This is a genomic window from Streptomyces sp. NBC_00637, assembly GCF_045161545.1.
Classification (GTDB): domain Bacteria; phylum Actinomycetota; class Actinomycetes; order Streptomycetales; family Streptomycetaceae; genus Streptomyces.
The window spans coordinates 6,750,046-6,775,284 of sequence record NZ_CP109046.1 but is presented as its reverse complement, the minus strand read 5'-3'; the positions used below and the strand labels follow the sequence as shown (position 1 = coordinate 6,775,284).

Sequence of the window (25,239 nt, the reverse complement as noted above, 5' to 3'; positions counted from 1 at the left end):
CGCGGCGGCCGATCAGCGGGTCGCCGTCAGATGGGCGAAGACGACGACGTTGCTGGTGTATCCGGTCGCGTGCCGGAAGAGGCCCCCGCAGGTGAGGACACGCAGTTCGGGGCGGCGGGTCGGGCCGTACACCAGCTTGTCCGGGAAGGTGGCCTTGTCGAAGACGCGCACCCGGTCCACGGTGTAGACGGCCGTGCGGCCGTCGGCGCGCCGGGCCTCGATCCGGGCGCCCCGGGCCACGCGCGCGAGGCCGGCGAAGACCGCCGGGCCGGTCCTGGTGTCGCGGTGGCCCACGGCGACGGCGGTGCCCCGCTCCCCCGGTGTGGGGCCGCCCGCGTACCAGCCGACCAGCTTGGGCCGGTCGAGCGGCGGTGTCCCGAGGTGGCGGTCCGGGCCGAGCCGGAGCGGGACGATCGGCACGTCGATCCCCAGGGAGGGCACGCGCAGGGTGGTCGCCGGGGACCGGGGCAGCGGGCGGGGAGGGGGCTTGGGGCTCTCGGACGCCTTCTTCGCCGCCTCGCGGCCCTCCTCGCCGGCCCGGCTCCCGGGGGCCGGGGCCGCCCGCGTCCCGCCGGACGCCGCCTCCCCGGCCCGGGCCGCCACGGCCGGGCCGTCGTGCCCTCCGCACCGGACTCCGACCGTCACCAGGACGACCGCGAGCACGGCCGTCCTGGTGAGGCGGTAGGCGCGGGTCCGGTGCCAGGGCCTGCGTACGCGCCTACGCGGCACCATGGGTGCGCCGGCGGATCAGTCGGAAGTAGGCGACTCCGCCGATGGCCACCAGACCGACGGCCGCTGCCGCCGCCAGCGGGGTGAAGGCCGGCGAGGCGTCGGCGAGACCGCCGCCACCCGCGTGCACGCCGCCCTCCGGGCCGCCCTTCTCGCCGCTCCAGGCGGAGCCGCCCTGGGAGCCGCCTTCCCGCCCGTCGGCGCCCTGCGCGGTGCCGTTCTGCGTGGTGCCGTTCTGGCCCCCGCCGTTCTGGCCGCCGCCGGCCTGACCGTTCGGGCCGCCGACCTCACGGCCGTCGTCCGTGATCGGCCGGTTCGGGCTGCCGTTGCCCTCACGCTGGCCCTCAGGGCAGTTGATCTTGAAGACCTTCACCTTGGGCGAGGGGACCGGGACGTCCCCGGCGATGGTCCACTCCAGCGTGTACGACCCCTCGGCCAGCCCCAGGGTGTCGGTGTGCCCGGCGCCCTGGGTCAGGGTGATGGTGCCGGTGACCGTGGCGGTGTCGGGGGCCGGGGGCCGCGCCTTGATGGTGTAGGCGACCGTCGGCAGTTCGCCGAAGTTGGCGGCGTCGAGGTAGAAGCGGCAGGCCACCGGGTCGTCCTTGGAGACGCCCGGGGGGACGTGCTCGCGGTGGATCCTGATGTCGCCGGCCTCCCCCACGGCCACGGCGGACGGTGCCGAGGCACAGGAGAAGCCCGCAGCGGCGAGCACCGTGAGGGCCGTGACGCCGAGGCGGGAGCCGAGGGCGGATGGGAGCGTCGAGCTGGACATGCGCATTCCTCCGAGTCAGGACGATTTTCATACAAATCGCTCTTGCACCTGACTCTCTTTCACATCGGCGCCCACGACTGTGGGAGCGCCGCCCGACGCGCCGTCAGACATCGCTCGACCGGCGCAACCCCCGTCCGGACCGGCGCCGGGGAACGGCCGCTCCGGCCGCCGCCCCCTCGTCCCCGCGCGAGCGAACCGCCACTCCCGACGACACCAGCAACAGCACCCCCAGCATCACGAACGGCGCGGCCACCCCCGCGACCCCGGCCACCAGCCCCGCGGCGGCGGGCGCGGCGACCTGGCCCAGCCGGTTGCCGGTGAGGCGCAGCGCGAGCGCGGTGGAACGGGCGCCGTCGGGTGCCGCCCGGACGACGGTCGTCATCGACAGCGGCTGGCCCACGCCGAGGCAGAAGCCGAGCAACGCGAGGATCACACCCAGCGCCCAGACCGGCACCGGCAGCGCGATCCCGGCGCACAGCAGAGCCGCCAGCAGACAGGTGACGGTGAGCAGCGGGCTCCGGCCGAGCAGCCGCAGCAGAGGGCTGAGGACCAGCCGGCAGGCGATGGAGGCCGCCGCGCGGACGCTCAGCAGGACGCCGACGACGGACGGCGCGATGCCCCGGTGTTCGCCGACCACCGGCAGATAGGCGGTGAGGATGTCGGTCGCGGACAGCACGGACAGGCTGATGAGGATGCCGGCGGGCACGCCCCGGGCGTGCAGGATGCGGCCGACGGGGACGCGTTCGCCGTGCTCCGTACGGGACTTGGGTGTGGCGTCGCGGTGTTCGACGCGCCACAGCGAGGTGAACGCCGCCGCGCAGAGGACGCCCGCGACCAGCAGGGCGAGGGCGCTGCCGGCCGCCATGTCGGCACCGCCGATCAGGGCTCCGGCCGCGATCGGGCCGATCAGCTGGCCCAGGGAGGCGCCGATGGTGAAGTGGCCGAAGTTGCGGTCCTGTTCGTGCGGCGCGGACTGGCGGGCGACGAGCGACTGGGAGCCGATGACGAAGCAGAGATGGCCGAGGCCCATCACCCCGCTCCACAGCGCCATCGTCCACAGGGAGCCGGCGACACCACTCAGCACACAGCCGCCCGATATGAGGACCACGCCGAAGGGCAGCAGGGGCGCGCAGCGGCCGTGGTCGGTGCGGCGGCCGAGCGGTACGGCGGCGAACAGCGGCAACAGCGCGTACACGCCCGCGATGACACCGACCGCCCGCTCGTCCGCGCCCAGCGCGAGGGCCCGGTAGGAGACGGCGGGCCGCGCCATCGACACCGCCGCCTGCGCGAAGCCGAAGGCGATGACGAGACGGAGCAGCCAGCCGCGGTTCCCGCCGGGCCTCACAAGTTCCTCCATGGGAAGGTCAGATGATCCCGAACAGAATGCCCGCACCGAGGATGGCCAGGCAGGTGAGGGCGGCGTACTTGACCACGAACCTCGTGTGGTCGCCGAACTCGACCTTCGCCATGCCTACGAGGACGTAGACGGCCGGAACGAGCGGGCTCGACATGTGCAGGGGCTGGCCGACGAGCGAGGCGCGGGCCATCTCCAGCGGCGACACCCCGTGCGCCGCGCCCGCCTCGGCGAGCACCGGCAGGACGCCGAAGTAGAAGCCGTCGTTCGACATGAAGTACGTGAGCGGGAGGCTCAGGACGCCGGTGACGAGGGCCATGTGCGGGCCCATGCCCGCGGGGATGACGTCCACCATCCACGTCGCCATGTGGTCGACCATGCCGGTGCCCTGGAGGACGCCGGTGAAGACGGCGGCGGCGAAGACCATGCCGGAGACGTTCAGCACGTTGTCCGCGTGGGCGGCCAGCCGGGCCTTCTGGTCCGGGATGTGCGGGAAGTTGACGGTGAGGGCGAGCGCGGCGCCGAGCAGGAACAGCACCGGGATCGGCAGCCACTCCATGATCATGGAGGTGAGCAGCGTGACCGTGAGCAGCGCGTTGAACCAGTACAGCCGGGGACGCAGGGTGGCCCGGTGCGGGTCGAGGCCCTGGAAGCCGTCGTCCTCGTCGTCGTCCCGCAGAGCGGCGTCGGTGTCGGTGCCGGAACCGGAACCGCCGGTGCGCACGGGGGACTTGACGTCACCGGAGCCGCCGGCGCCCACCAGGACCGTCTCGGTCTCCTTCTCCCCGACCTCCTCGACCAGCACCTCGTCCAGGGTCAGCACGCCGAGCCGGGCGCGCTCGCGGCGGCCGAGGACGTAGGAGAGGACGAAGACGAAGAGCAGGCCCACGGCCAGGGCCGGGATCATCGGCACGAAGATGTCGCTGGCGTCGAGCTTCAGCGCGGTGGCGGCACGGGCGGTCGGGCCGCCCCAGGGCAGCGTGTTCATCACGCCGTTGGCCATCGCCGCGACACCCGTCATCACGACCAGGCTCATCTTCAGGCGCTTGTAGAGCGGGTACATCGCCGAGACGGTGATCATGAAGGTGGTGGAGCCGTCGCCGTCCAGGGAGACGATCGCGGCGAGCAGCGCCGTACCGACGACGATGCGGAGGGGGTCGGCCTTGCAGAACTTCAGGATGCCCCGCACGATCGGGTCGAAGAGGCCGACGTCGATCATCACACCGAAGTAGACGATCGCGAACATGAGCATCGCCGCCGTGGGGGCGAGGCTGGTGACGCCGTCGATGACGTAGTCACCGAGCTTGGCGCCCTTCCCGACGAAGACGCAGAACAGTGCCGGGATCAGCACGAGCGCCGCGATCGGCGACATCTTCTTCAGCATGATCAGGACCAGGAAGGTCGCGATCATGGCGAAGCCGAGGATGGTCAACATGAATGGATACCTAACGTTCGCCCTTGAACATCCCACCTGGGGGTCGGCGGTGGGTCGACGTTAGGTCCGTTCAAACGGTGTTAACAAGACGTTGACGTGCGAGCAATAAGCGCAAAAGTCCAGGTCACAGCTTTGCTCAGGTCAGCGGGTCGTTACCGGGGCCAGTTCCACCGGCACTCCGTTGAGCACCGCGTTGCCCGACAGCGGGTCCAGCAGGCTGCCGTCGAGGAGCTGGTTGACGTTGACTCCGGGGTCGGTGGCGGCGTGGCTGAGCCGGGTGCCGGGGCGGTCGTGGCCCCAGCCGTGCGGCAGGCTGACCACGCCCCGGCGCACGGTGTCGGTGACCTCGGCCGGTGCGGTCACCTCTCCCCCGGCGCCCTTCACCCGGACCGGCGCGCCGTCGAGCACACCGAGCCGTTCGGCGTCCTCGGGGTGGATGTGCAGGGTGCAGCGGTTGGTGCCGCCGGTGAGGGCGGGGACGTTGTGCATCCAGCTGTTGTTGGACCGCAGATGGCGCCGGCCGACCAGGACGAGTTCGTCGGGCCGTCGCCGCAGCCCCTCCCGCAGCCTCGGCAGATCGTCGGCGATCGGCCGCGGCAGCAGTTCGATCCGCCCGCTGCGCGTCTTCAGCGGCTGGGGCAGGCGCGAGCGCAGCGGCCCGAGGTCGATCCCGTGCGGGTGGGCGAGCAGCCGGGCGAGACCGAGTCCGTCCGGGCGGGTGCCGAAGCCGTCTCCGTAGGGGCCGAGGCGCAGCATCATGTCGAGCCGGCGCTCGGGACCGGTCTCGCCGGTGAGGTCTGCGGCGAGTTCGCCCGGGTCGCGGCCGTGCACGGGCGAGTGCGGCTCCGTGACCGCCTTGCCGAGGGTCTGGCCGATGACCAGGTCGTCCACGGCGGACGGGTCGGCGCCGTGCATCCCGGTGGCGGCCAGGGTCAGCCGGGCGAGGATCTCGGTCTCGGCCATCCGGCCGGGCTCGAGCGGGACGGCCGGGCGGCTGTAGCGGACCTGGTTGCGCACGGCGAGGGTGTTGAAGGCGAAGTCGTGGTGGGGGCTCTGCGAGGGCGGCGGCGGGGGCAGCACCACGTCGGCGTGCCGGGACGTCTCGTTCAGGTAGGGGTCGACGCTGACCATGAAGTCGAGGGAGTCGAGCGCCTTGTCGAGCCGGTCGCCGTCCGGGGCGGACAGGACGGGATTGGCGGCCACGGCGACGAGTGCGCGGATCGGTTCGCCCTGCGCCGTCGCGGTGTCGATCTCCTCGGCGAGCGCCGACAGCGGCAGTTCGCCCTTGGCCTCCGGGTGCCGGCTCACCCGGGAGTGCCAGCGCGCGAGCCGGAAGCCGTGGCCGGGGCCGGCCGGCCGGGGCGTGCGGTCGGTGGCGGCCTGCGGGAAGAGCGCGCCGCCGGGCCGGTCCAGGTTGCCGGTGAGGATGTTGAGGACGTCGACGAGCCAGCTGGCGAGGGTGCCGTAGGGGACCGTGCAGCTGCCGATGCGGCCGTAGACGGCGGCGGTGGGGGCGGCGGCGAGTTCACGGGCCAGGGCGCGGATGAGCGGGGCGTCCACGTCGGTGGCGGCGGTGACCGCCTCCGGGGTGAAGTCCCGGACGGCTTCCGCGAGTTCTTCGAGGCCTTCGAGGTGCGGGGCCGACTCTCCGGGATCCACGAGGAGTTCCTCGAAGAGCACCTGGGCCATGGCGGCGAGGAGCAGGGCGTCCGTGCCCGGCCGGATCGCGATGTGCCGGTCGGCGAGCTTGGCGGTGCGGGTGCGGCGCGGGTCGATGACGGTGAGGGTGCCGCCGCGGGCCTTGAGGGCCTTGAGCTTGCCGGGGAAGTCGGCGGCGGTGCACAGACTCCCGTTGGACTCCAGCGGGTTGGCGCCGATGAGCAGCAGATGGTCGGTGTGGTCCAGGTCCGGTACGGGGATCGCGTTGGCGTCGCCGTACAGCAGTCCGCTGGAGACGTGCTTGGGCATCTGGTCGACCGTGGAGGCGGTGAACAGGCTGCGGGTGCCGAGGCCGGCGATCAGTACGGGCGGGTAGAGCGCGCCGGCCATGGTGTGCACGTTGGGGTTGCCGAGGACGACTCCGACGGAGTTCGCGCCGTAGCGCTCGACGACCGGCCGGATCCCGGCGGCCACGGCGTCGAAGGCCTCCTCCCAGGTGGCCTCGCGCAGCTCGCCGTCGTGGCGCACCAGGGGCGTGCGCAGCCGGTCGGGGTCGCCGTCGACGGCGCCGAAGGAGGCGCCCTTGGGGCAGATGAAGCCCTTGCTGAAGACGTCCTCCCGGTCGCCGCGGGCGCCGGTGACCGTGGTCCCCTCGATGGTGAGCGTCAGCCCGCAGGTGGCCTCGCACAACGGGCAGATTCGCAGGGCGGTGCGGGACACGGGTCCTCCTGGGGGCGGCATTGCCATCTCCCGGTGAGCATACCGAGCGGTATGGCCGATGGGGAGGGGGTGACCGCGACCGTCAGTCCAGGGCCCGCGCCAGATACGCCCGCAGCAGCTGCCGCGTCTCGTCGATCACCTTTGGATCGCCCTCGGGATCCACCCGGAAGGCCAGCTGGACGAGGGTGTCGGCGGTCTCCACGGCGATCAGGAACGTGCGGCGCAGGTCCTCGTCGGGCTCGCGGACGAGATAGCCGGAGAGCAGGTCGGTGAGGCGGTCGGCCACCCGGTGGTTGGGCTCCGCGTGCCGGGCGCCGACCGGGATCTGGTTGCCGAAGTCGACGAGGGAGAACCCGGGCGCGGTCTTCTTCATGGCCAGGTACTCGTCGAGCACGGCGTCCATGGCGGCCCGCCAGTCCCCTCGGCGCGCGCCCTTCAGCCGCTCGGTGACGCGTTCCGCGTAGCGTTCGAGGTTGCGCTGTGCGAGCGCGTCGGCCATCTGCCGCTTGTTGCCGAAGAAGCGGTAGACGGAGCCGATGGGGACACCGGCGCGCTCGGCGACGGCCCGGGTGCTCAGGCCGTCGTAGCCGACCTCGTCCAGCAGGTCGGCGCAGGCGTCGAGGATCCTGGTCAGCCGTTCGGCACTGCGCCGCTGCACGGGCGCACGACGGAGCGATGTCGCGTGGGGCACGGAGCTCATGATGCCTTTCCGTCGCGGGCGGGTGAACCTCACCCCTCGATACGGAGAAAGATGCCTGATGCACTCAACGGCGGAACCGGTGAGGCAGGGCGCTCAGGAGGAGGGCTCCGAGGCCGTGATGTACGCCGTGCTCTCCACCGGCTTGCCGTCCACCGCCCACACCGTGCCGTCGTCCGCGTACAGCCGGGCGGTGACCTGGTGGGTGCCGTGCGGGAGATAGCCGGCCGGGATCCGGTAGGACGGGCTGCGCAGGTCGGCGACCGGCTGGTCGTCCACGTAGAGCCGGGCGGCGCCCCGGCCGTGGGCCGCTCCCGCCTTCGCCGCCGTGGGCGTGAACCGGAAGTTCTCCACCTTCAGGCGGACGTCCCAGCTCCCGTCGGCCTCGGGCTCCACCTCGACACCGACCTCGGGTGCCCCCTTCTTCTCCACCTCGCGGTAGTGCCGCCCTTCGTCGTCCGTGTCCTCCAGGACCTTGCCCACCGGCGAGGGGGCGACCGACGCGGCGGTCGTCGCATCCCCCCGCCCATGGGCATCACTGGTGCCGCAGCCCGCGGATCCGGCCAGCAGCAGGACACAGACCGCGGGCACGGCGAGGCTTCCGCGCGTCCACGACATGCGGGGGAGCGTAGAACAACGGACCGACACGCGGATCCCCCTGGGGTCTGGTTCCGGCCGTCTTGATCGTCCTCCAGGAGGAGGACCCGCGCACCTCTTGCGCCGGGGAAATCGCAATCCTACGGTGATGCATAGGAATCAGCAGGCGCACCCGCGGGGCGCCGGAGGGAGCGATCATGAGCAGCGAGGACGCACGCAAGACGGCCGAGGGCCTGACCTATCTGTCCGGGTTCGGCAACGAGCACGCCTCCGAGGCCGTGCCGGGGGCCCTGCCCGACGGCCGCAACTCGCCGCAGCGCGCGCCCCTCGGCCTGTACGCGGAACAGCTCAGCGGTACGGCGTTCACCGAGCCGCGCGCCCACAACCGCCGCTCGTGGCTCTACCGGATCCGCCCTTCGGCCGCGCACCCGGCGTTCACCCGCGTGGACGACGGCGCGCTGCGCACCGGCCCGTTCACGGAGACGGTCCCCGATCCGAACCGACTGCGCTGGGACCCGCTGCCCGAGCCGCCCGCCGGCACGGACCTCCTCTCCGGCCTGTGGACCCTCGGCGGCAACGGCGACGTCACCCAGCGCACCGGCATGGCCGTGCACCTGTACCACGCGAACGCCTCCATGGAACGGGTGTTCGGCGACGCCGACGGCGAGCTGCTGATCGTCCCCGAACAGGGCGGGCTGCTGCTGCGCACCGAGTTCGGGCTGCTGCACGCCGAGCCCGGCGAGGTGGCGCTGATCCCGCGCGGGGTCCGCTTCCGCGTCGACCTGCTGGACGCCTCCGCCCGCGGGTACGTCTGCGAGAACTACGGCGCCCCCTTCCGCCTCCCCGACCTCGGACCGATCGGCGCCAACGGCCTCGCCAACCCCCGTGACTTCCGGGCGCCCGTCGCCGCGTACGAGGACGTCGAGGGCCCGGTCGAGGTGGTCAACAAGTACTGCGGCCACCTCTGGAGCGCGACGTACGACCACTCCCCGCTCGACGTGGTCGCCTGGCACGGCAACCATCTGCCGTACGTCTACGACCTGCGGCGGTTCAACGCCATGGGCACCATCTCCTACGACCACCCCGACCCGTCGATCTTCACGGTGCTGACCGCTCCGTCCGACACCCCCGGGCTGGCCGGCGTCGACTTCGTGGTCTTCGCCCCGCGCTGGCTGGTCGGCGAGGACACCTTCCGGCCGCCGTACTTCCACCGGAACGTGATGAGCGAATACATGGGCCTGATCGAGGGCGCCTACGACGCCAAGACGGCCGGAAAGGGCGGCTTCGTGCCGGGCGGCGGCTCGCTGCACAACATGATGTCGGCGCACGGCCCGGACCGGGACACCTTCGACCGGGCGAGCGCCGCCGAGCTGGGGCCGCAGAAGATCGACGACGGGCTGGCGTTCATGTTCGAGACCCGCTGGCCGCTCACCCTGACCCCGCACGCGGCCGGCGCGGACCACCTCCAGCAGCGCTACGACGACGTCTGGCAGGGCCTCGAACGCCACTTCCGTCCGTCCGACGGAACGTCCGACGCAACATTGCACTGAACGTTGCCGACCGGTACGGATAGCCCGTGACCTCCTTCGCCCCGGACTCGATCGTCCTCACCCGAAAGCTGCCGCTCTGGTACCAGGTGTCGCAGTCGCTGCGCGCCTCGATACTCGGCCGCTCGCCGCAGGACCCGCTGCGCCTGCCCACCGAAGAGCAGTTGGCGGGTCACTACGGGGTGAGCGTGCTGACCATGCGGCAGGCGCTGAAGGAGCTGGAGGACGAGGGGCTGATCAGCCGGCACCGGCGGCGGGGCACGTTCATCGAGCCGAGCGCGCGGCGGGGCGCTCCGGTCCGGCTCCTCGGCTCGGTCGACGCGATCGTGGCCCAGCAGTCCGCCATGACGACGGAACTCCTGGACCACGGCCGTACGGCCGTTCCCGCCGAAGTCGCCGAGCACTTCCCGGACCTGGCCGAGGTGGCGACGTACCACCGGCTGAGGAGCGACGAGAACACGGGTGAGCCGACCAACCACGCCCGCAACTACGTCCGTCCCGAACTCGCCGCCCGGATCGACCCCGACGACCTGGTCCGCCGGCCCATGACGAAGGTGCTGCGGGACCTCCCGGGTGTGCACATCAGCCGGATCACCGACACCGTCGAGGCCCGGCTGGCGGACCCGGAGACCGCCCGGCTGCTCCAGGTCCCGCTGCTCAGCCCGATCCTGCGCTACACGGGCGTCATCCACGACACCGGCGGACGGGTCCTCGACGTGGCCGTCATCCACTACCGCGGCGACCGCTTCTCGTTCACGGTCACGCTCGACGCGACGTGACGGGCCGCGGGCGAGCCGTCGTACGATGCCCCGCGTGACGCCCGACGACGCTCCGCCGCTGGCGGACCTCATGCCGTGGTCCGTCGCACCGCCGCGGCTCGGCCGGGGGTGGCCGACGGACCCCGACCCGGCCTCCCTGAAAGCCCGCTGGGACACCCTGGTGACGGCACAGGGCGCCGACCGCGAGGCCCTGTTCGAGCCGACGCGCTCACGCACCCTGCACACGGCGGTCGGGCAGCTGCCCGGGCACGTCGGCGGCACCGAGAAGCTCGTCCGCGCCGCGGGCCCCTGCCCGCAGCCGGTACGGGTCCTGAGCGGGCCCTTCGACGAGCGCTGGCTCATCCCCGACCACCGGCTGATCGACGCGGCCCGCCCGGAGCTGTGGCGGGTGGCCGACGAGCACCAGGTCTTCGTGGTGGAGACGCCGTCCCCGCCCGGCCCGCCGCTGCTCGCGACCTCCCTGATCCCGCTGGCGCGTCCCGGCCGCGTCCGCCCGCTCTACCGTCGGCCCGGCGGCGCGGAACCCAACCTGGCACCGGGCCTGCTCGAGCACCTCGGCCACTCCCCCGACCCGGTGGACTTCCTGGCCTGGACCCTGACCGCCGTCCGGCCCGACCTCACCGTCCCGCTCACCCGGGACCCCGAACTGTGGGCCCGGGGCGTGGAACTGGGCCGCCGCGCCCTGTGGCTGCTCCGCCGCGACGGCGACCGTCCCCGGCTCCCCGGCGGCCGCCGCCCGTACGTCCGCGCCCCGCTGCCCGGCCGGCCCCTGACCCTGCACTACGACCGCGACGAGGAGACCCTGCATCTCGACGGCGGCCGTGTCTCCCCGGTCCCGCCCGCCGCCTGGGAGTTCACGGCGGGCGGGGTCCGCGTCCTGGACCAGTGGTTCGCGGCCCGGACGGCGGAGCCCGGGCCGGGCACCCTGTCCGCGATCCGCCCGGCCGCCTGGCAGCAGGCCTGGACGTCCGAACTCCTGGAACTGATCACCGTGTTGGCGCTGTTCGCGGAAACACGGGCCCGGCAGGAGGAGTTGACGGTGCCGGACACGGTCACGGCCGAGGAGCTGCGCGCGGCGGGCGTCCTGCCGGTCCCGGAGCCCGCCCGGCACCCGGCGACGGTCCTCGACCACCACGAAGAGGGCCCGGAGGGCCAGTTCGCCCTGATCTGACCAACCCGCCCTCCCCTTGCGGGCGCCCCCCGATACGGCTCACCCGCGCGGCGCGAACCCGTCCAGCACCTTCTCCAGCGCCGTCTCGAACACGGCCTCCAGGTCGATGGGGCCCGAGTCCTCCATGAACGCCTCGGCCAGCCGCGGGTAGGCCCCGCTCGCCACCTGGCGCCCCAGGTACGCGATCCGCACCGCGTTCTCGTCGTCCTCCGACCACGGCAGCGACCGCGTCCGTTCGGCGGTGGCCAGCTCGTTCGCCACGTACGTCGTCACGACCCCGTTGAGCATCGCGATGAGCTGGAACTTCATGCCGTACTTCATGTCCAGCGGATCCAGACAGGTCAGGCAGTGCTCCAGGTACCGCAGCGCGTTGGGGCTGAACCCGTAGACCGGGGACATCAACCGGGGCAGCCAGGGGTGCCGCTTCATCAGCGCCCGGGTGTCGCGCCCGACCCGCAGCAGGTCCGCCCGCCAGTCCCCGCTCGGCTCCCACGGCTCGTGCTCGCCGCTGACCGCGTCCACCATCAGTTCGTACAGGTCCTCCTTACGGGGGACGTAGTTGTACAGCGACATGGTCCCGCAGCCCAGCGCGGCCGCGACGTGCCGCATGGACAGCGCGTCCAGGCCGCCCTCGTCGGCGATCCGCACGGCCGTCGCCGCGATGTCCGCGCGCGTGTAGGCGGGCTTCGGCCCCCGGCCCGTCCGCTCGGGTCGGGCCCAGATCACTTCGGGTACGGCCGCTCGGCCCGCCATCGATCATCACCTCGCTCACCATCGTAGTTACGTACGCCGTACGTAGTGCGCTATGGTGAGCCCATGACTACTACGTACGCTGTACTTAGTGAAGGTCTGGCGAAGCGGTTCGGTGACGTTTGCGCCCTGCGCGGCCTCGACCTCGCCGTCCCGCAGGGGACGGTCTGCGGCATCCTCGGACCCAACGGGGCGGGCAAGACCACGGCGGTCCGGCTGCTCACCACGCTGCTGCGCCCCGACGCCGGATCGGCCAGGATCGCCGGCCACGACCTCGTCCGGGAGGCCGCCGCCGTACGGCGGGCCATAGCCGTCGCCGGGCAGTACGCCACCGTCGACGGGGATCTCACCGGGCGCCAGAACCTCCGGCTGTTCGGGCGTCTGCACCGGGTGCGCGTCCCCGCTCGGCGCGCCGAGGAGCTGCTGGCCCGCTTCGGGCTGAGCGAGGCCGCCGACCGGCCCGCCTCCACCTACTCGGGCGGTATGCGGCGCCGCCTCGACCTCGCGGCGAGCCTGGTCCGCCGACCGCACGTGCTCTTCCTGGACGAGCCGAGCACCGGCCTCGACCCGGCCGGCCGCAGCGACGTCTGGGACACCGTCCGCGAGCTGAGACAGGACGGCACGACGATCCTGCTGACCACCCAGTACCTGGAGGAGGCGGACCAGCTCGCGGACGACATCGCCCTGATCGACCGGGGCCGGGTCGCGCACACCGGTTCACCCCTGCACCTCAAGGGGATCATCGGCTCCTACACCGAGGTCGTCGTCACGGACCCGGACGCCCTGCCGAGGGCGGCCGGCGTCCTGGACCGGCTCACCGGGGCGGAGCCGAAGCTCGACCACGCGCGCAGAACGGTCGGCGCGGTCACCCGGGACACGACCCTCACCCTGCCCCGCCTGGTGCGCGAACTCGACGCGGCCGGTGTGCCGTTGCTCGACGCGAGTCTGCGCCCGCCCACCCTCGACGAGGTCTTCCTGCGCCTCACCGCCGACCGGGAGGCCGCCGTATGAGCACCCTCGCCCACGACGGCACGGCCATGCTGGGCCGGCAGCTGCTGCGCGTCCGCAACAACCCGGCGCTGGTGATCCTGACCCAGTCCATGCCGATCACCATGCTGTTGTTCTTCGGCTATGTCTTCGGCAGCGCGCTCGCGATGCCCGGCGCCGAGTACCGCGCCTTCCTCGTGCCGGGCCTCCTGGTGGCGACCGCCGCCAACGGCCTCATGACCGGCATGTTCCAGGCCGCCCAGGACGTCCACCGGGGCGTGACCGACCGGCTGCGCACGCTGCCGGTGAGCCGGGCGGCCGTGCCGCTCGGGCAGGCCGCGGCCGACCTCGTCGTCACGGCCGCCGGCACCGTCCCCTTCCTGCTGGTGGGACTCGCCGTCGGCTGGCGCGTCGAGGGGTCGGCGCCGGCGGCTCTCGGCGCCGTCGGCCTGCTGCTGCTGTTCCGCTTCGCGTGCACGTGCGCCGGGATCTTCCTCGGACTGCTGTCCCGTAGCGAGGAGGCGGCGGGCCAGCTGGGCAGCGCGACCTTCATGCTGCCGCTGCTGTCCAACGCCTACATCCCCACGGACGGCCTGCCCTCGTGGCTGCGCACGCTCGCCGAGTGGAACCCGCTCAGTGCGGTGACGACCGCCCTGCGGGACCTGTTCGGCAACGCGCCCGTCCCGGAGGGCGCCGCCTGGCCGGTGGCGCACCCGGTCGCGGGGGCCCTGGCCTGGTGCACGGTCCTGATCGCGGTGTTCGCACCGCTCGCGGTACGGCGGTACGCACGGGGCGAGGGCTGACCGGCCGCCTCGCCCTGCTGACAAAGCCACCGGCGGTTGGACATGATCCACCCCATGGAACAACCCGTGGAACAGCCTGTGGAACAGCCCGAGCGGTCCCTGCCTCTGGAGGGCCTCACCGTCGTCGCCGTCGAGCAGGCGGTCGCGGCCCCGTTCGCCACCCGGCAGCTCGCCGACCTGGGCGCCCGGGTGATCAAGGTCGAGCGGATCGACGGCGGTGACTTCGCCCGCGGCTACGACACGGCCGCCGCCGGCCTCGCCTCGCACTTCGTGTGGTGCAACCGGGGCAAGGAGTCCATCGCGCTGGACCTCAAGGACCCGCGCGGCCTGGACGTCGTACGGCGGCTGATCGCCGACGCGGACGTGTTCGTGCAGAACCTCGCGCAGGGGGCGGCGGCCCGGCTGGGTCTGGACGCGGTCACCCTGTGCGCGGCGCATCCGCGGCTGGTCGCCGTCGACATCTCCGGGTACGGGGCGAGCGGGCCGTACGCGGACAAGCGGGCCTACGACATGCTCGTGCAGTGCGAGGCGGGGCTGGTGTCGGTGACCGGCACGCCCCGGCAGCCCGTGAAGGCGGGAATCCCCGCGGCGGACATCGCGGCGGCCATGTACGCCTTCTCGGGCGTGCTGGCGGCGCTGGTGCGGCGGGGCACCACCGGGCGGGGCGGCCCGGTGGAGGTGTCGATGCTGGAGTCGCTCGCGGAGTGGATGGGACATCCGCTGCACCACACGATGCACGGCGGCGCCGCCCCGGCCCGTACCGGCCTCGCGCACGCGGTGATCGCGCCCTACGACGCCTACGCCACCGCCGACGGCGGGCGGGTGCTGCTGTCCGTGCAGAACGACCGGGAGTGGCGGCGGCTGGCCGAACAGGTCGTCGGCCGGCCAGAACTGGGAACGGATCCTGCGTACGCGACCAACGCGGCAAGGGTGGCCAACCGGGAGCGCACGGACGCGCTGGTGGCCGGTGCCCTGGGCGCCCTGGACGCCGACGAGGCGCTCGCGCGGCTGGACGGCGCGGGCATCGCGTGCGCCCGCCTGAGGGATCTGCACGAGCTGGCGGAGCATCCACAGCTGGCGGCCCGCGAGCGGTGGCGGGAGGTGGGCACGCCGGTCGGGCCGCTGCGGGCCCTGCTGCCCCCGATCACGCTGCCGGGCGGGGCGGAGGCACGCATGGGGGACGTGCCCGCGCTCGGGGAGCACACCGGTGCACTGCTGCGTGCCGTGGGGATGACGGACGAGGAGATCGCAGCGCTGCGCCGGGACGGTGTGGCCGCCTGAGCGCGGGACTCAGGTCGTGAGGACGCGCCGGCCGGTCAGTACTTGTTGCCTCCGAACAGTGAACGCCGCAGCCGGCGCAGCGGCGCGAAGAGCGAGACGCGGCTCACCCGTGCCCGCGCCGTCTTGGGGCCGTGGCCACGCGCGGGCTCACGCGCGGTCAGTTCCCGCATGAGCGAGGTCGCCTCGAGCGTCTCGCGCTGCGGTATGGCGGGCCCCGCCAGCACCGAGAGATGGCGGTCGAGGCGCGAACTGGTCGCACTGCTCCCGCAGGTGATCGCAGGGACCCTCGCCCTGCTGTGCATCGTTATCTGTTCCATGTCACTCCCCACCCGTACGAGTCCACCCGGCCCGGGCAGGGTAACCCTATCGCCCCGTCGAGGCACACATGTATCGAGCTCACAGGATTCACCTTCCCCGTAAGGGGGTTGACGACTCCTCGCCGATCACTCTCCGAATCCGACCGAATTCAGGGTGAGTTGGACAACCGGCTGTGTAGTGGGCTGTGGTGATCCCCCGTCGGGCTCGACGGTCACAGCGAGTGACGTCGCGACCTTGTCGAGACCGGTGGCGACCAAGGGCGTGTCGCCGTCGAAGAGCCCGAGGGAGCGCGGTTGCGCGTCGGGGCGCATGAGCCACAGCTGATGCACCTGTCCGGTGGGCAGCTCGCCGTATCCGCTCAGGGTGACGATCGCCTCCCCCTCCTCGGCGGAGGCGATCACTCCCATACTGCGGCCCTGCGCGTCCTTCCCGGTGCTCGCCCGGGCGTCGGGAGCTGCGAGAACGTGGGCGATGTCACGCGCCTGGGCGCGCTCGGCGTCCAGTTCGTCCTGGGCGCGGCCCGCCTGGACGGCGAAGAGCGAGGCGACGACGAGGGCCGCGGCGGCGGTGGCCGTGGCGAACGGCACGAACAACGGGCGGCGCGCGCGGGGCGTACGGGAGCGTCGGGGCGGCGGCTGCGTGCCCCAGACGTGCGGGGGCAGTTGGGGAGCGTGCTCCCGCGCCGGCGCCCGCGAGGTCTCCTGGGGCGTTCTCTGCACGGCCGCCAGTACCCGGCTGCGCAGGGCGGCCGGTGGCTGTGCGGCTTGCGACCAGGCGAGCCGGACGGCGTCCTCGGCCAGTGCCCGCACCTCGGCGGAGCAGCGGTCGCACCTCGTCAGGTGCTTCTCGAAGCGACGGCGTTCGTCGGCTTCGAGGGCGTCGAGCGCGTAGGGGGCGGCCAGCGAGTGCAGGTCCTCGCGGCGGAACAGGCCGAGCACACTCATGCGGCACCTCCCAGGCAGTCGCGCAGCCGCGTGAGTCCGTCACGCATCCGGGTCTTCACCGTGCCCAGCGGCAGCGACAGCCGGTCGGCCACTTCACGGTACGTGTAGCCGTCGTAGTAGGCGAGGGTGACGGACTGGCGCTGGAGCGCCGTCAGCCGGTCGAGACAGCGGCGGACCAACTGCCGTTCCAGGCCCGCCTCGACCTCCTCCGCAACCTGGTCGAAGGCGGGGTCGTGATAGCGCGACGCCTCGCGCTGCTCGCGGTCCACGGCCGCCCGCGCGCTGCGCACCCGGTCGACGGCGCGGCGGTGCGCGAGGGTCAGGATCCAGGAGAGGGCGCTGCCGCGGTTCGGGTCGAAGCGGCCCGCGGAGCGCCAGGCCTCCAGGAGTACTTCCTGGGCGACCTCCTCCGACTGGGCGGGATCCCTGACGACCCGTCGTACGAGCCCGAACACCGGCCCGGACACCAGTTGGTACAGCCGCTCGAATGCCCGCTGGTCGCCTCCCGCCACGAGCACCAGAAGCTCGTCCGCCTCCATGCCGTCCCCCTCTCTGCGACCGCCGCACCCGGGCCGCCCCGTCACACCAGGCATTCGCAACGAACACACCTCCGGATGGGGGGTACGTAGCGAAGGGCCGAAAACGCGGGTGAGCAGGAAAGAAAAAGTTTTTGGGTTTCGACCAATCCGAACCCACCCTCCGCTCCGTATCACTGTCCGTCAGGCAACTTGGCACAGAGGACGGACGGCATGACAGCTTTCTCCAGGAGCGGCAACGGACGCAGGAGCGTCGCGACTCTCGTCTGCGGTGCGTTGGCCGCCGGGGGGCTCGCAGCCGCCGGCGTGGCCACGCTGGTGCCGGGGGCGGCCTACGCCTCCAGCCACCGCGAGGCCCCCCTCATCTCGGGCACCCCGCAGTACGACAACACCGACGTGTACGCCTTCGTCAGCCCGGACCACCCGGACACGACGACGATCGTCGCCAACTGGATCCCGTTCGAGGAGCCGGCCGGCGGCCCCAACTTCTTCCCGTTCGCCGAGGACGCCCAGTACGACCTGCACATCGACAACAACGGTGACGCGAAGGAGGACCTGACCTTCCGCTACACCTTCAAGACGCATGTGAAGAACAAGAAGACGTTCCTCTACAACACGGGCGTCGTCGAGAGCCTGGACGACGCCGACCTGAACATCACGCAGACGTACGACCTCGAACTGATCAAGTCGAAGAAGGGGAAGGTCGAGCACGAGACGAAGATCGCGGACGACGTGCCGGTGGCACCGTCGAACGTGGGCAAGGCGTCGATGCCGGACTACGCGAAGCTGCGCGACCACGCGATCTACAAGCTTCCCAACGGCGCCAAGACCTTCGCGGGCCAGGCCGACGACCCGTTCTTCCTCGATCTGCGGGTCTTCGACCTGCTGTACGGCGGTGACCTCTCCGAGGTCGGCAACGACACGCTCAAGGGCTACAACGTCAACTCGATCGCGCTGCAGGTCCCGAGCGACATGATCGCCGAGTCGGAGCACCAGCCGATCGTCGGCATCTGGTCGACCACCCAGCGCGAGAACGCCCAGGGCCACTACACGCAGGTCTCGCGTCTCGGCATGCCGCTGGTCAACGAGGTCGTCAACCCGATCAAGGACAAGGACAAGTTCAACGCGTCCGAGCCGAAGGACGACGGCCAGTTCCTGAAGAACGTCACCAACCCCGAGCTGCCGAAGCTCATAGAGGCGATCTACAAGATCAAGGCGCCGGCCGAGCCGCGCAACGACCTCGTCGACGTGTTCCTGAAGGGCGTCAAGGGCCTCAACCAGCCCCCGTACGTGACGCCGTCGGAGGAACTGCGCCTCAACACCTCGATCAAGCCGACCGCCAGCCCCAAGCGGCTCGGTGTCCTCGACGGTGACAACGCGGGCTTCCCGAACGGCCGTCGCCTCACCGACGACGTGATCGACGCCTCGCTCCAGGTCGTCGAGGGCGAGCTGGTCGGTTCCAAGAACGACCTGGGCGACGCGGTCGACAAGAACGACAAGTCCTTCGAGAAGTACTTCCCGTACGTGGCCCTGCCCACCGAGGGCTCGCGCGGCGCGACCGCCAAGAGCGGCGCCGACGTCCGCAGCCAGCTCGGTGACGCCCTCACGGGCACCGACAGCGACACCACGCTGATCGCGTCCTCCGCGGGCGCCGGCGCGGCGGGAATCCTCCTCATCGGCGGCGGGCTGATGTGGTGGCGCGGACGGCGGAGGGCCTACTAGGCCTTCCTCCTGAGTGGGGCCCCTGGGCCCCACTCCTGAGCGGGCCGGGGAGAATCCTGCGCTCCCCGGCCCGCCCCACAGACTGGCGCGGCCCGCGTACTCATCCCCCACGGCGCGGGCCGCGCCACCCCACGCGAGCAGGCTGAACGACCCCAGGCGACTAGGAGAGGGCATGTCCCCGCGGACGAACGACGGCGCACCGGAGCCCACCGGACCGGCCTCCGGCGAACTGGAGCCCGGCGCACCGGACTCCGGCGGTCCGCTCGCGGACCCCGGCCGACCGGAGCCGGGCTCCGGCTCCGGCTCCCGAGGAGCCTTGGACCAGCGGACCGCGGCCGGGGCGAAGCCCCAGGACACGGAGACAGACCCCGTCGCCGGTACCGATGCAGGGGAAGAGGCACAGCACGCGACCGGTACCGGAGCCGGAGCCGACGTCGCGGGGGTCGCCGTCGCCGGGGACAGCGGGGAAGTCGCCGTCGCCGGGGACGACGAGCGTGTGGCCGCCGTGCGGCGGGCGGGGGCCGCCGGGCGTCGTTGGCGGGCCGCTCAGCTCGGCGCCTGCGCCGCCATGCTGGCCGTGGCACTCACCGCCGGGGCGGTCGCGCTCGGGGCGGTGCGGGACGGACAGAACGTGCCCGTGTCGACCGCCGCGGCGGTCTCCCCCGGGCTGCTCGCCAGTGGCGACCTCGACGCGAGCATCACCTCGCTCCAGGCCCATCTGCGCACGCAGCCCAGGGACTTCGGCGGCTGGGCCACCCTCGGGCTCGCCTACGTCGAGCAGGCCCGTACCAAGGGCGACCCTTCCCGCTACCCGCAGGCCGAGCAGGCCTTGAAGCGCTCCCTCTCGCTGCGCCCCGACAACGACCAGGCGCTCGCCGGCCGGGCCGCCCTCGCCGCCGCCCGGCACGACTTCGCGAACGCGCTCGCCCTGGCCGACCGGGCGCTGAAGCAGAACCCCTACAGCGAGCGCGCCCTGTGCTCCCGTATCGACGCGCTCGTCGAGCTCGGCCGCTACGACGACGCCGAGGCGGCCGCGAGGACAGCCGACGAACGGCAGCCGGGCGTACCGGTGTTCACCCGCTACGCGTACGTGCACGAACTGCGCGGCGACGTCACCACCGCCCGCCGGGTCCTGGAGCGGGCGCTCGCCGCGTCGACCTCGCCCGGCGACATCGCCTACGTCGCCGCCCAGCTCGGGCAACTCGCCTGGAACCAGGGCGACTACGCGACCGCCCTCACCGACTACGCCCGCGCCCTCGCCGCCGACGAGAACTACCTCCCCGCGCTGGAGGGCCGTGCCCGCGCCCAGGCGGCGAGCGGGCGACAAGGGGAGGCGATCAAGGAGTTGGAGCTGATCGTCGCCCGCTACCCGCTCCCCGCGCCGCTGGTGGAACTCGGCGAGCTGTACGAAGCGCGGGGTGGCGAAGGGGACAAGGCGAAGGCCGAGAACCAGTACCTCCTCGTCGACGCGTGGACGGCCATCGCCCGCGCCAACGGCGTCAACGCCGACCTCGACACCGCGCTCGCCGCGGCCGACCACGGCGACCGGGCGACGGCCCTGCGCGCGGCCCGGGACGACTGGTCCCGCCGGCACACCGTGCACACGGCGGACGCCCTCGCCTGGGCCCTGCACGTCAACGGCAAGGACGCCGAGGCCCTCCCCTACGCCCGGCAGGCCACGGCCACCGGCTACCACAACGCGTCCTTCCTCTACCACCGCGGAGTGATCGAGAAGGCCACGGGACACCCCGCCGACGCCCGTACCCACCTCGCCGCCGCCCTGAAGCTGAACCCCGGCTTCTCCCCGCCGGGGGCCCGCGAGGCCCGTACGGCTCTCCAGACGCTGGAGGCGGGCAAGTGATCTCACGTCGTCTGCCGGCCTCCTGCGCGGCCGTGTTCACGGCCGCCTGCGCGCTCGCGCTGGTCCCTTCCGCCGACGCGAGCGCGCACCCCCTCGGCAACTTCACCGTCAACCGCTACGACGGTCTCGTCGCCGCCCCCGGACAGCTCCGCGTCGACCATGTCGAGGACCTCGCCGAGATCCCGGCGACCCAGGCGAAGCCGGACATCGAACGGCTCGGGATGACCGAGTGGGCCCGGCAGCGCTGCGCCACGGCCGCGACCGGCAGCACGCTGACCGTGGACGGCCGGGCCGTCACCCTCACGGCCGGCACCGCCGAGGCGGTCGTCCGGCCCGGCCAGGCGGGCCTGGACACCCTGCGCGTCGAGTGCAGGCTGACGGCTCCGCTGCCCGCAGCGTCCGGCGGGGACACCGTCTCGCTCACCTTCCACGGCGAGGGCGCCTCGACCGGGCCCGGCTGGCGCGAGATCACCGCGCGCGGCGACCGGATGACACTCGCCGACTCCGACGTACCGGAGAAGTCGGTCTCCTCGGAACTGACGAGCTATCCGAAGGAGTTGCTCTCCTCCCCCGCCGACACCTCGACCGCGTCCGTGCGCGTGCGGCCCGGTGGCGCGGCCCTCGTCGAGGCTGACCGGGACGCGCCGGCCGCGTCCGTGCTGCCGCGGGGCGCCGACCGCTGGACGCGGGCGCTGGACGACCTGGTCGCCCGGCAGGACCTCACTCTCGGCTTCGGCGCGCTGGCCCTGGTGATCGCCGTGGGCCTCGGCGCGCTGCACGCGGTCGCCCCGGGCCACGGCAAGACGATCATGGCCGCGACGGCTGCCGCGCGGGGTGGCAGGGCCCGGATGAAGGACGTCCTTCCCCTGGCGGCCTCCGTCACCGTCACGCACACCCTGGGGGTCGTCACTCTCGGCCTCCTCGTCACCGCCGGCTCGGCCGCGGCCCCTTCGGTGATCGCCTGGCTGGGCCTGGCGAGCGGCGCGCTGGTGCTCTTCGCCGGCGCGACGCTGGCACGGCGGGCCTGGCGTGGCCGGGGCCCCGGCAGCCCCCACGGACACACCCGTCCCCACCCGCATCCGCACCCCCACGACGGTCACTCGCACCCCCATGAGCCCGCCGGCCACACGGGCGCGAAATCCCCCGACCGTCAACTCGCCCTGGTCGGCGCCGCCACCCCGCACACCCATGCCCATCACGACCCCGGGCCCGACCGGGAACACGATCACGGGCACGACCGGGAGCATCGTCACGACCACGACCACGACGGCCACCACGAGCACGGTCCCGGGCACGGCCACCCGCACACGCACACCCACGGCGGCCACACGCACACCCACGCCGTCGCCCCGACCCTGCGCGGCACACTCCTCCTCGGCTTCGCCGGCGGCATGGTCCCCAGTCCGTCCGCCGTGGTCGTGCTGGTCGGCGCGGCCGCGCTCGGACACGCCTGGTTCGGGCTGCTGCTCGTCGTCGCGTACGGCGTCGGGCTCGCGCTGACCCTCACCGCCGCCGGGTTCGCCGTCGTCAGGCTGGGCGCGGGCGCGACCCGCCTGCTGGACCGGCAGCCGCGCTGGACGGCCCACCCGGCCGTGACGCTGGTCCGCCGCAACCTGCCCCTGTGGTCCGCCTTCCTCGTCGTCGCCCTCGGCACGGGACTGGTGCTCAAGGGGGCCGCATCCGTACTCGGCTGAGCTACGTTGGTGGGGTTGGGGAGGTTTTCGCCCGGATACGAAGAGCGAAATGGGGGCGCGGTGTCCGAAGAACCGGGCAGTGAACGTCTGATCGCGGGCCGGTACCGTCTGCTGACCCCGCTGGGCGAGGGCGGCATGGGCACCGTGTGGCGGGCCCGTGACGAGGTGCTGCACCGCGAGGTCGCCGTCAAGGAGGTGCGTGCGCCGCACGGACTGGCGGCCTCGGACGTCGAGCGGATGTACGCGCGGCTGGAGCGCGAGGCCTGGGCCGCGGCGCGGGTCGCGAACCGGAACGTCGTCACGGTGTACGACGTGGCGACGCAGGACGGGCGGCCGTGGATCGTCATGGAGATCGTGCGCGGGATCTCCCTCGCCGAGCTGCTGGACGCCGAGGGGCCGCTGGAACCGGCACGGGCCGCGCACATCGGCGCCGAGGTGCTGTCCGCGCTGCGGGCCGCGCACGAGGCCGGGGTGCTGCACCGGGACGTGAAGCCGGCGAACGTGCTGATGTCGAACGACGGCCGGGTCGTACTCACCGACTTCGGTATCGCGACCGTCGAGGGCACCTCCGCGCTGACGATGACCGGCGAGGTCATCGGCTCCCCGGAGTTCCTCGCGCCGGAGCGCGCGCTGGGTCGCACGCCGGGGCCCGAGTCGGACCTGTGGTCGCTGGGCGTGCTGCTGTACGCGGCGGTGGAGGGCAACTCCCCCTTCCGTCACGACACTCCGCTGAGCACTCTGCGCGCGATCGTGGACGAGGAGCTTCCGCCGCCGCGCCGGGCCGGGCCGCTCGCGCCCGTGATCGAGGGCCTGTTGCGCAAGGACCCGGCCGAGCGGCTGCCGGCCGACCGGGCCGAGCACGACCTGCGGCTCGTCGCCGCGGGCGGCGCCCCCCGGGGCGACACGCTCCGGTCGACGCCACCGGCGCCGTTCGCGCCCTATCCGCCGACGGCCTCGACACCGGCCGAGCCGTTCCGCCAGGAGCCGCCGTCCCCGACCCCGCCGCAGTCCTGGTCGGCCGCCCCGGCGACGACTACCCGCTCGGCGGGGCCGGACCGGAGCAGGCGGGGCGGTGTGCTTCTCGTCGCCGGCGTGGTGGTGCTGGCGCTGGCCGTCGCCGGGCTGACATACGGGCTGCTGAACCACGACGACGGTGGCGGCGACGCCGGCGGCGGGGTCACCGACAGCGCGACGGAGATTCTCAGTTCGCCACCGACGCAGCCGGAGACGAGCGAGGAGGCCAGTGAGTCGCCGAGCCCGAGTCCGAGCGAGAGCAAGAGCTCCGAGGCCCCGGCGCAGACCGTGTCGGTCACCGTCGCCGGCGCGCACACGGACTACTCGGGCAGCTGTCCGCCGCCGGAGGGCGACGCGCCCGCCTTCACCGCGACGATCACGGTGGGGCGGCTGCCGGCGACGGTGTCCTACCGCTGGGTGTCGAAGGACGGGGAGCTCTCCGGGCAGACCTGGAAGACGCTGGAGTTCTCCTCCGGCGGGGGGAAGTCGAAGCAGGACAAGGTGATCGTGTCGACGTACGCCGAGAGCGGGACGTACGAGAACTCGATCGCCGTCGAGGTCCGGGATCCGGTGAAGGCGACGTCGAACTCGGTGCCGTTCTCGGTCACCTGCGAGACGGAGACCCCGACGGACGGGGCCTCCCCCTCACCTTCCTCCTCGGAGTGACGGATCAGGCGACGCTGTTCAGGACCGGCAGGTAGCCACCCGACTGGCCGGACGCGGTCGGGTGGTACGACTCGCCGATGTTCAGCCAGTTGAGGCTGTGCAGCCAGGAGCTGCCGGAGCAGATCTCGTGGCCGGTGAACGGGGTGCGGACGTCGCCGAAGACGAAGCCGTGGGCCGCGGCGCGCCCGGCGGTCGCCGCGTCGAGGTAGTCGGCGGCGTTGTTGATGGCGGAGCGCTTGGTCTCGGACAGGCCCAGGCAGACCGTGCCGAGCTTGTAGAAGCGGGGGTAGCCGATGACGACGACGCGGGCGTTGGGCGCCTTGGCGCGGATGGCGGAGTAGACGGTGTCGAGTTTGCCGGGGAGCGTCGAGTCGACGTAGGCCCTGGCCGTGTTGATGCGGGACAGGCAGGTGCTGTCGGAGCCGGTGACGCAGGTCGTCATGACGTCGGCGAAGCCCGCGTCGTTGCCGCCCGCGGTGATGGAGACCAGGCCGGTCGAGGAGTTCAGGCCGCCGAGCTGACTCGCCAGAACTTCATCCGTTCGAGCGCCCGAGCATGCGGCGAAGGTGAACGACGAGGGGGCGTGGGCGGCGTTCCAGAGGTACGGATACGCCTTGGTGCTGCGCTTGCAGTCGCCGCTGGAGCTGATGTAGCTGCCCGCGCCGACACCGGAGGAGTAGGAGTCCCCCAGCGCCACATAGCCGCCTGTGGCCGCGAGTTGGGCGCCCTGCGCCGACGCCGCCCCGGTGAGGGCGGTGCCGAGGGCGAGGAGGAGTGAGCTCACGAATACGACAAGTCGGGAACGTCTCATGGAACCTCCTTTAGCAGGATCTCTGCCATAACTGTCGTACCAACTACGCGTGTTGACCGGAAGTGTCCATGCCAAGACTTTCGCGCCGGGACGGCACGGCGACGGTTGCCGCGACACCGATCCGAACCACCGTCACCCACGGGCTCCATGGCCCCCGGAGACCACTTCTGCCGTTCCCGTGTCCGTTCTTGCGCCGGTTGCTTTCGAGGGGACGCATCATTCTGTAACGGTCAAACGAACAAAAAGGTGAGTCGGCCGCCAAGGGCTTGCCATCCGGGCGTAATCATCAATACCGTCATACATCTCACTCGCATCGGACCGTCGGCAACGGCTCCAGGGGAGGGCTCAGGGACCGCGGCGGTATCGGGGCGGGAGCGCGGTAGGGGGGTGCC

22 protein-coding genes are annotated in these 25,239 nt (G+C 72.5%); 10 read left to right on the top strand and 12 right to left on the bottom strand.

All coding sequences use genetic code 11. The features are described 5' to 3' along the window. Positions 1 to 12: 12 nt before the first annotated feature. The 7 genes from OG440_RS29770 to OG440_RS29740 form a co-directional block, all read right to left on the bottom strand. Complete coding sequence (locus tag OG440_RS29770) at positions 13 to 732, bottom strand: class F sortase (protein WP_406009855.1); 720 nt, start codon at positions 730 to 732, stop codon at positions 13 to 15. Continuing rightward, on the bottom strand, positions 719 to 1,501 hold the full coding sequence (locus OG440_RS29765; protein ID WP_406009854.1) for a hypothetical protein: 783 nt from the start codon (positions 1,499 to 1,501) through the stop codon (positions 719 to 721). The genes OG440_RS29770 and OG440_RS29765 overlap by 14 nt, the downstream gene beginning before the upstream one ends. A gap of 103 nt (positions 1,502 to 1,604) precedes the next feature. After that, positions 1,605 to 2,846, bottom strand: a complete 1,242-nt coding sequence (locus OG440_RS29760; RefSeq protein ID WP_406011491.1) for an MFS transporter — start codon at positions 2,844 to 2,846, stop codon at positions 1,605 to 1,607. Positions 2,847 to 2,865: 19 nt separating this feature from the next. Further along, positions 2,866 to 4,290: a CitMHS family transporter gene (locus tag OG440_RS29755; protein WP_406009853.1), complete on the bottom strand. Its 1,425-nt coding sequence runs from the start codon at positions 4,288 to 4,290 to the stop codon at positions 2,866 to 2,868. A 141-nt stretch (positions 4,291 to 4,431) separates the two neighbouring features. Next, entirely contained in the window at positions 4,432 to 6,669 is a 2,238-nt protein-coding gene (locus OG440_RS29750) for a molybdopterin oxidoreductase family protein (protein ID WP_406009852.1), read from the bottom strand. Between the two features lie 82 nt (positions 6,670 to 6,751). Beyond that, a complete protein-coding gene (locus tag OG440_RS29745; RefSeq protein ID WP_406009851.1) occupies positions 6,752 to 7,369 on the bottom strand; it encodes a TetR family transcriptional regulator in 618 nt (205 codons plus the stop codon). 93 nt (positions 7,370 to 7,462) lie between these two features. Further along, the gene (locus tag OG440_RS29740) at positions 7,463 to 7,984 is read right to left on the bottom strand and encodes a hypothetical protein (protein WP_406009850.1); all 522 of its coding nucleotides are present in this window, start codon (positions 7,982 to 7,984) and stop codon (positions 7,463 to 7,465) included. A gap of 176 nt (positions 7,985 to 8,160) precedes the next feature. Here OG440_RS29740 and hmgA point away from each other — a divergent pair, with 176 nt between their 5' ends. The 3 genes from hmgA to OG440_RS29725 are packed head-to-tail and all read left to right on the top strand — an operon-like array spanning position 8,161 to position 11,460. Beyond that, on the top strand, positions 8,161 to 9,513 hold the full coding sequence (gene hmgA / locus OG440_RS29735) for a homogentisate 1,2-dioxygenase (RefSeq protein WP_406009849.1): 1,353 nt from the start codon (positions 8,161 to 8,163) through the stop codon (positions 9,511 to 9,513). 26 nt (positions 9,514 to 9,539) lie between these two features. After that, a complete protein-coding gene (locus OG440_RS29730) occupies positions 9,540 to 10,289 on the top strand; it encodes a GntR family transcriptional regulator (protein WP_406009848.1) in 750 nt (249 codons plus the stop codon). A gap of 25 nt (positions 10,290 to 10,314) precedes the next feature. Next, a complete protein-coding gene (locus OG440_RS29725; protein WP_406009847.1) occupies positions 10,315 to 11,460 on the top strand; it encodes a type ISP restriction/modification enzyme in 1,146 nt (381 codons plus the stop codon). Between the two features lie 39 nt (positions 11,461 to 11,499). On the opposite strand, the gene OG440_RS29720 is transcribed toward OG440_RS29725, so the two are convergent. Continuing rightward, positions 11,500 to 12,213 (bottom strand): TetR/AcrR family transcriptional regulator, encoded by a 714-nt coding sequence (locus tag OG440_RS29720; protein WP_406009846.1) that lies wholly within the window; start codon positions 12,211 to 12,213, stop codon positions 11,500 to 11,502. A gap of 63 nt (positions 12,214 to 12,276) precedes the next feature. Here OG440_RS29720 and OG440_RS29715 point away from each other — a divergent pair, with 63 nt between their 5' ends. From OG440_RS29715 to OG440_RS29705, 3 genes are read left to right on the top strand one after another with little or no spacing between them, the layout of a single operon-like run. Further along, positions 12,277 to 13,221, top strand: coding sequence for an ATP-binding cassette domain-containing protein (locus OG440_RS29715; RefSeq protein WP_406009845.1), 945 nt, complete (start codon positions 12,277 to 12,279; stop codon positions 13,219 to 13,221). Further along, positions 13,218 to 14,000 (top strand): ABC transporter permease, encoded by a 783-nt coding sequence (locus OG440_RS29710; protein WP_406009844.1) that lies wholly within the window; start codon positions 13,218 to 13,220, stop codon positions 13,998 to 14,000. The genes OG440_RS29715 and OG440_RS29710 overlap by 4 nt, the downstream gene beginning before the upstream one ends. Before the next feature lie 54 nt (positions 14,001 to 14,054). Beyond that, complete coding sequence (locus OG440_RS29705; RefSeq protein ID WP_406009843.1) at positions 14,055 to 15,281, top strand: CaiB/BaiF CoA transferase family protein; 1,227 nt, start codon at positions 14,055 to 14,057, stop codon at positions 15,279 to 15,281. A 35-nt stretch (positions 15,282 to 15,316) separates the two neighbouring features. Here the strand turns inward: OG440_RS29705 and OG440_RS29700 are convergent, their stop codons facing one another. The 3 genes from OG440_RS29700 to OG440_RS29690 form a co-directional block, all read right to left on the bottom strand. Continuing rightward, on the bottom strand, positions 15,317 to 15,598 hold the full coding sequence (locus OG440_RS29700) for a hypothetical protein (protein ID WP_267020704.1): 282 nt from the start codon (positions 15,596 to 15,598) through the stop codon (positions 15,317 to 15,319). A gap of 126 nt (positions 15,599 to 15,724) precedes the next feature. Further along, entirely contained in the window at positions 15,725 to 16,543 is an 819-nt protein-coding gene (locus OG440_RS29695) for an anti-sigma factor domain-containing protein (RefSeq protein WP_406009842.1), read from the bottom strand. Then, entirely contained in the window at positions 16,540 to 17,082 is a 543-nt protein-coding gene (locus OG440_RS29690; RefSeq protein ID WP_406009841.1) for a sigma-70 family RNA polymerase sigma factor, read from the bottom strand. The genes OG440_RS29695 and OG440_RS29690 overlap by 4 nt, the downstream gene beginning before the upstream one ends. A 210-nt stretch (positions 17,083 to 17,292) precedes the next feature. Between OG440_RS29690 and OG440_RS29685 the strand changes: the two genes are divergently transcribed. From OG440_RS29685 to OG440_RS29670, 4 genes are all read left to right on the top strand, one after another. After that, on the top strand, positions 17,293 to 18,801 hold the full coding sequence (locus OG440_RS29685) for a DUF4331 domain-containing protein (protein WP_406009840.1): 1,509 nt from the start codon (positions 17,293 to 17,295) through the stop codon (positions 18,799 to 18,801). A gap of 172 nt (positions 18,802 to 18,973) precedes the next feature. After that, the gene (locus OG440_RS29680) at positions 18,974 to 20,662 is read left to right on the top strand and encodes a tetratricopeptide repeat protein (RefSeq protein WP_406009839.1); all 1,689 of its coding nucleotides are present in this window, start codon (positions 18,974 to 18,976) and stop codon (positions 20,660 to 20,662) included. Continuing rightward, the gene (locus OG440_RS29675; protein WP_406009838.1) at positions 20,659 to 22,356 is read left to right on the top strand and encodes a nickel transporter; all 1,698 of its coding nucleotides are present in this window, start codon (positions 20,659 to 20,661) and stop codon (positions 22,354 to 22,356) included. The genes OG440_RS29680 and OG440_RS29675 overlap by 4 nt, the downstream gene beginning before the upstream one ends. Before the next feature lie 60 nt (positions 22,357 to 22,416). Beyond that, on the top strand, positions 22,417 to 24,036 hold the full coding sequence (locus tag OG440_RS29670; RefSeq protein ID WP_406009837.1) for a serine/threonine-protein kinase: 1,620 nt from the start codon (positions 22,417 to 22,419) through the stop codon (positions 24,034 to 24,036). Between the two features lie 4 nt (positions 24,037 to 24,040). On the opposite strand, the gene OG440_RS29665 is transcribed toward OG440_RS29670, so the two are convergent. Next, a complete protein-coding gene (locus OG440_RS29665; RefSeq protein ID WP_406009836.1) occupies positions 24,041 to 24,847 on the bottom strand; it encodes an SGNH/GDSL hydrolase family protein in 807 nt (268 codons plus the stop codon). Positions 24,848 to 25,239 lie beyond the last annotated feature (392 nt).

Coding starts and splice junctions, on each gene's coding strand:
- OG440_RS29765 (WP_406009854.1), bottom strand. CDS start 1,501: ATGTCCAGCTCGACGCTCCCATCCGCCCTCGGCTCCCGCCTCGGCGTC.
- OG440_RS29685 (WP_406009840.1), top strand. CDS start 17,293: ATGACAGCTTTCTCCAGGAGCGGCAACGGACGCAGGAGCGTCGCGACT.
- OG440_RS29745 (WP_406009851.1), bottom strand. CDS start 7,369: ATGAGCTCCGTGCCCCACGCGACATCGCTCCGTCGTGCGCCCGTGCAG.
- OG440_RS29770 (WP_406009855.1), bottom strand. CDS start 732: ATGGTGCCGCGTAGGCGCGTACGCAGGCCCTGGCACCGGACCCGCGCC.
- OG440_RS29715 (WP_406009845.1), top strand. CDS start 12,277: ATGACTACTACGTACGCTGTACTTAGTGAAGGTCTGGCGAAGCGGTTC.
- OG440_RS29710 (WP_406009844.1), top strand. CDS start 13,218: ATGAGCACCCTCGCCCACGACGGCACGGCCATGCTGGGCCGGCAGCTG.
- OG440_RS29680 (WP_406009839.1), top strand. CDS start 18,974: ATGTCCCCGCGGACGAACGACGGCGCACCGGAGCCCACCGGACCGGCC.
- OG440_RS29690 (WP_406009841.1), bottom strand. CDS start 17,082: ATGGAGGCGGACGAGCTTCTGGTGCTCGTGGCGGGAGGCGACCAGCGG.
- OG440_RS29705 (WP_406009843.1), top strand. CDS start 14,055: ATGGAACAACCCGTGGAACAGCCTGTGGAACAGCCCGAGCGGTCCCTG.
- OG440_RS29755 (WP_406009853.1), bottom strand. CDS start 4,290: ATGTTGACCATCCTCGGCTTCGCCATGATCGCGACCTTCCTGGTCCTG.
- OG440_RS29740 (WP_406009850.1), bottom strand. CDS start 7,984: ATGTCGTGGACGCGCGGAAGCCTCGCCGTGCCCGCGGTCTGTGTCCTG.
- OG440_RS29720 (WP_406009846.1), bottom strand. CDS start 12,213: ATGGCGGGCCGAGCGGCCGTACCCGAAGTGATCTGGGCCCGACCCGAG.
- OG440_RS29700 (WP_267020704.1), bottom strand. CDS start 15,598: ATGGAACAGATAACGATGCACAGCAGGGCGAGGGTCCCTGCGATCACC.
- OG440_RS29725 (WP_406009847.1), top strand. CDS start 10,315: ATGCCCCGCGTGACGCCCGACGACGCTCCGCCGCTGGCGGACCTCATG.
- OG440_RS29695 (WP_406009842.1), bottom strand. CDS start 16,543: ATGAGTGTGCTCGGCCTGTTCCGCCGCGAGGACCTGCACTCGCTGGCC.
- hmgA (WP_406009849.1), top strand. CDS start 8,161: ATGAGCAGCGAGGACGCACGCAAGACGGCCGAGGGCCTGACCTATCTG.
- OG440_RS29665 (WP_406009836.1), bottom strand. CDS start 24,847: ATGAGACGTTCCCGACTTGTCGTATTCGTGAGCTCACTCCTCCTCGCC.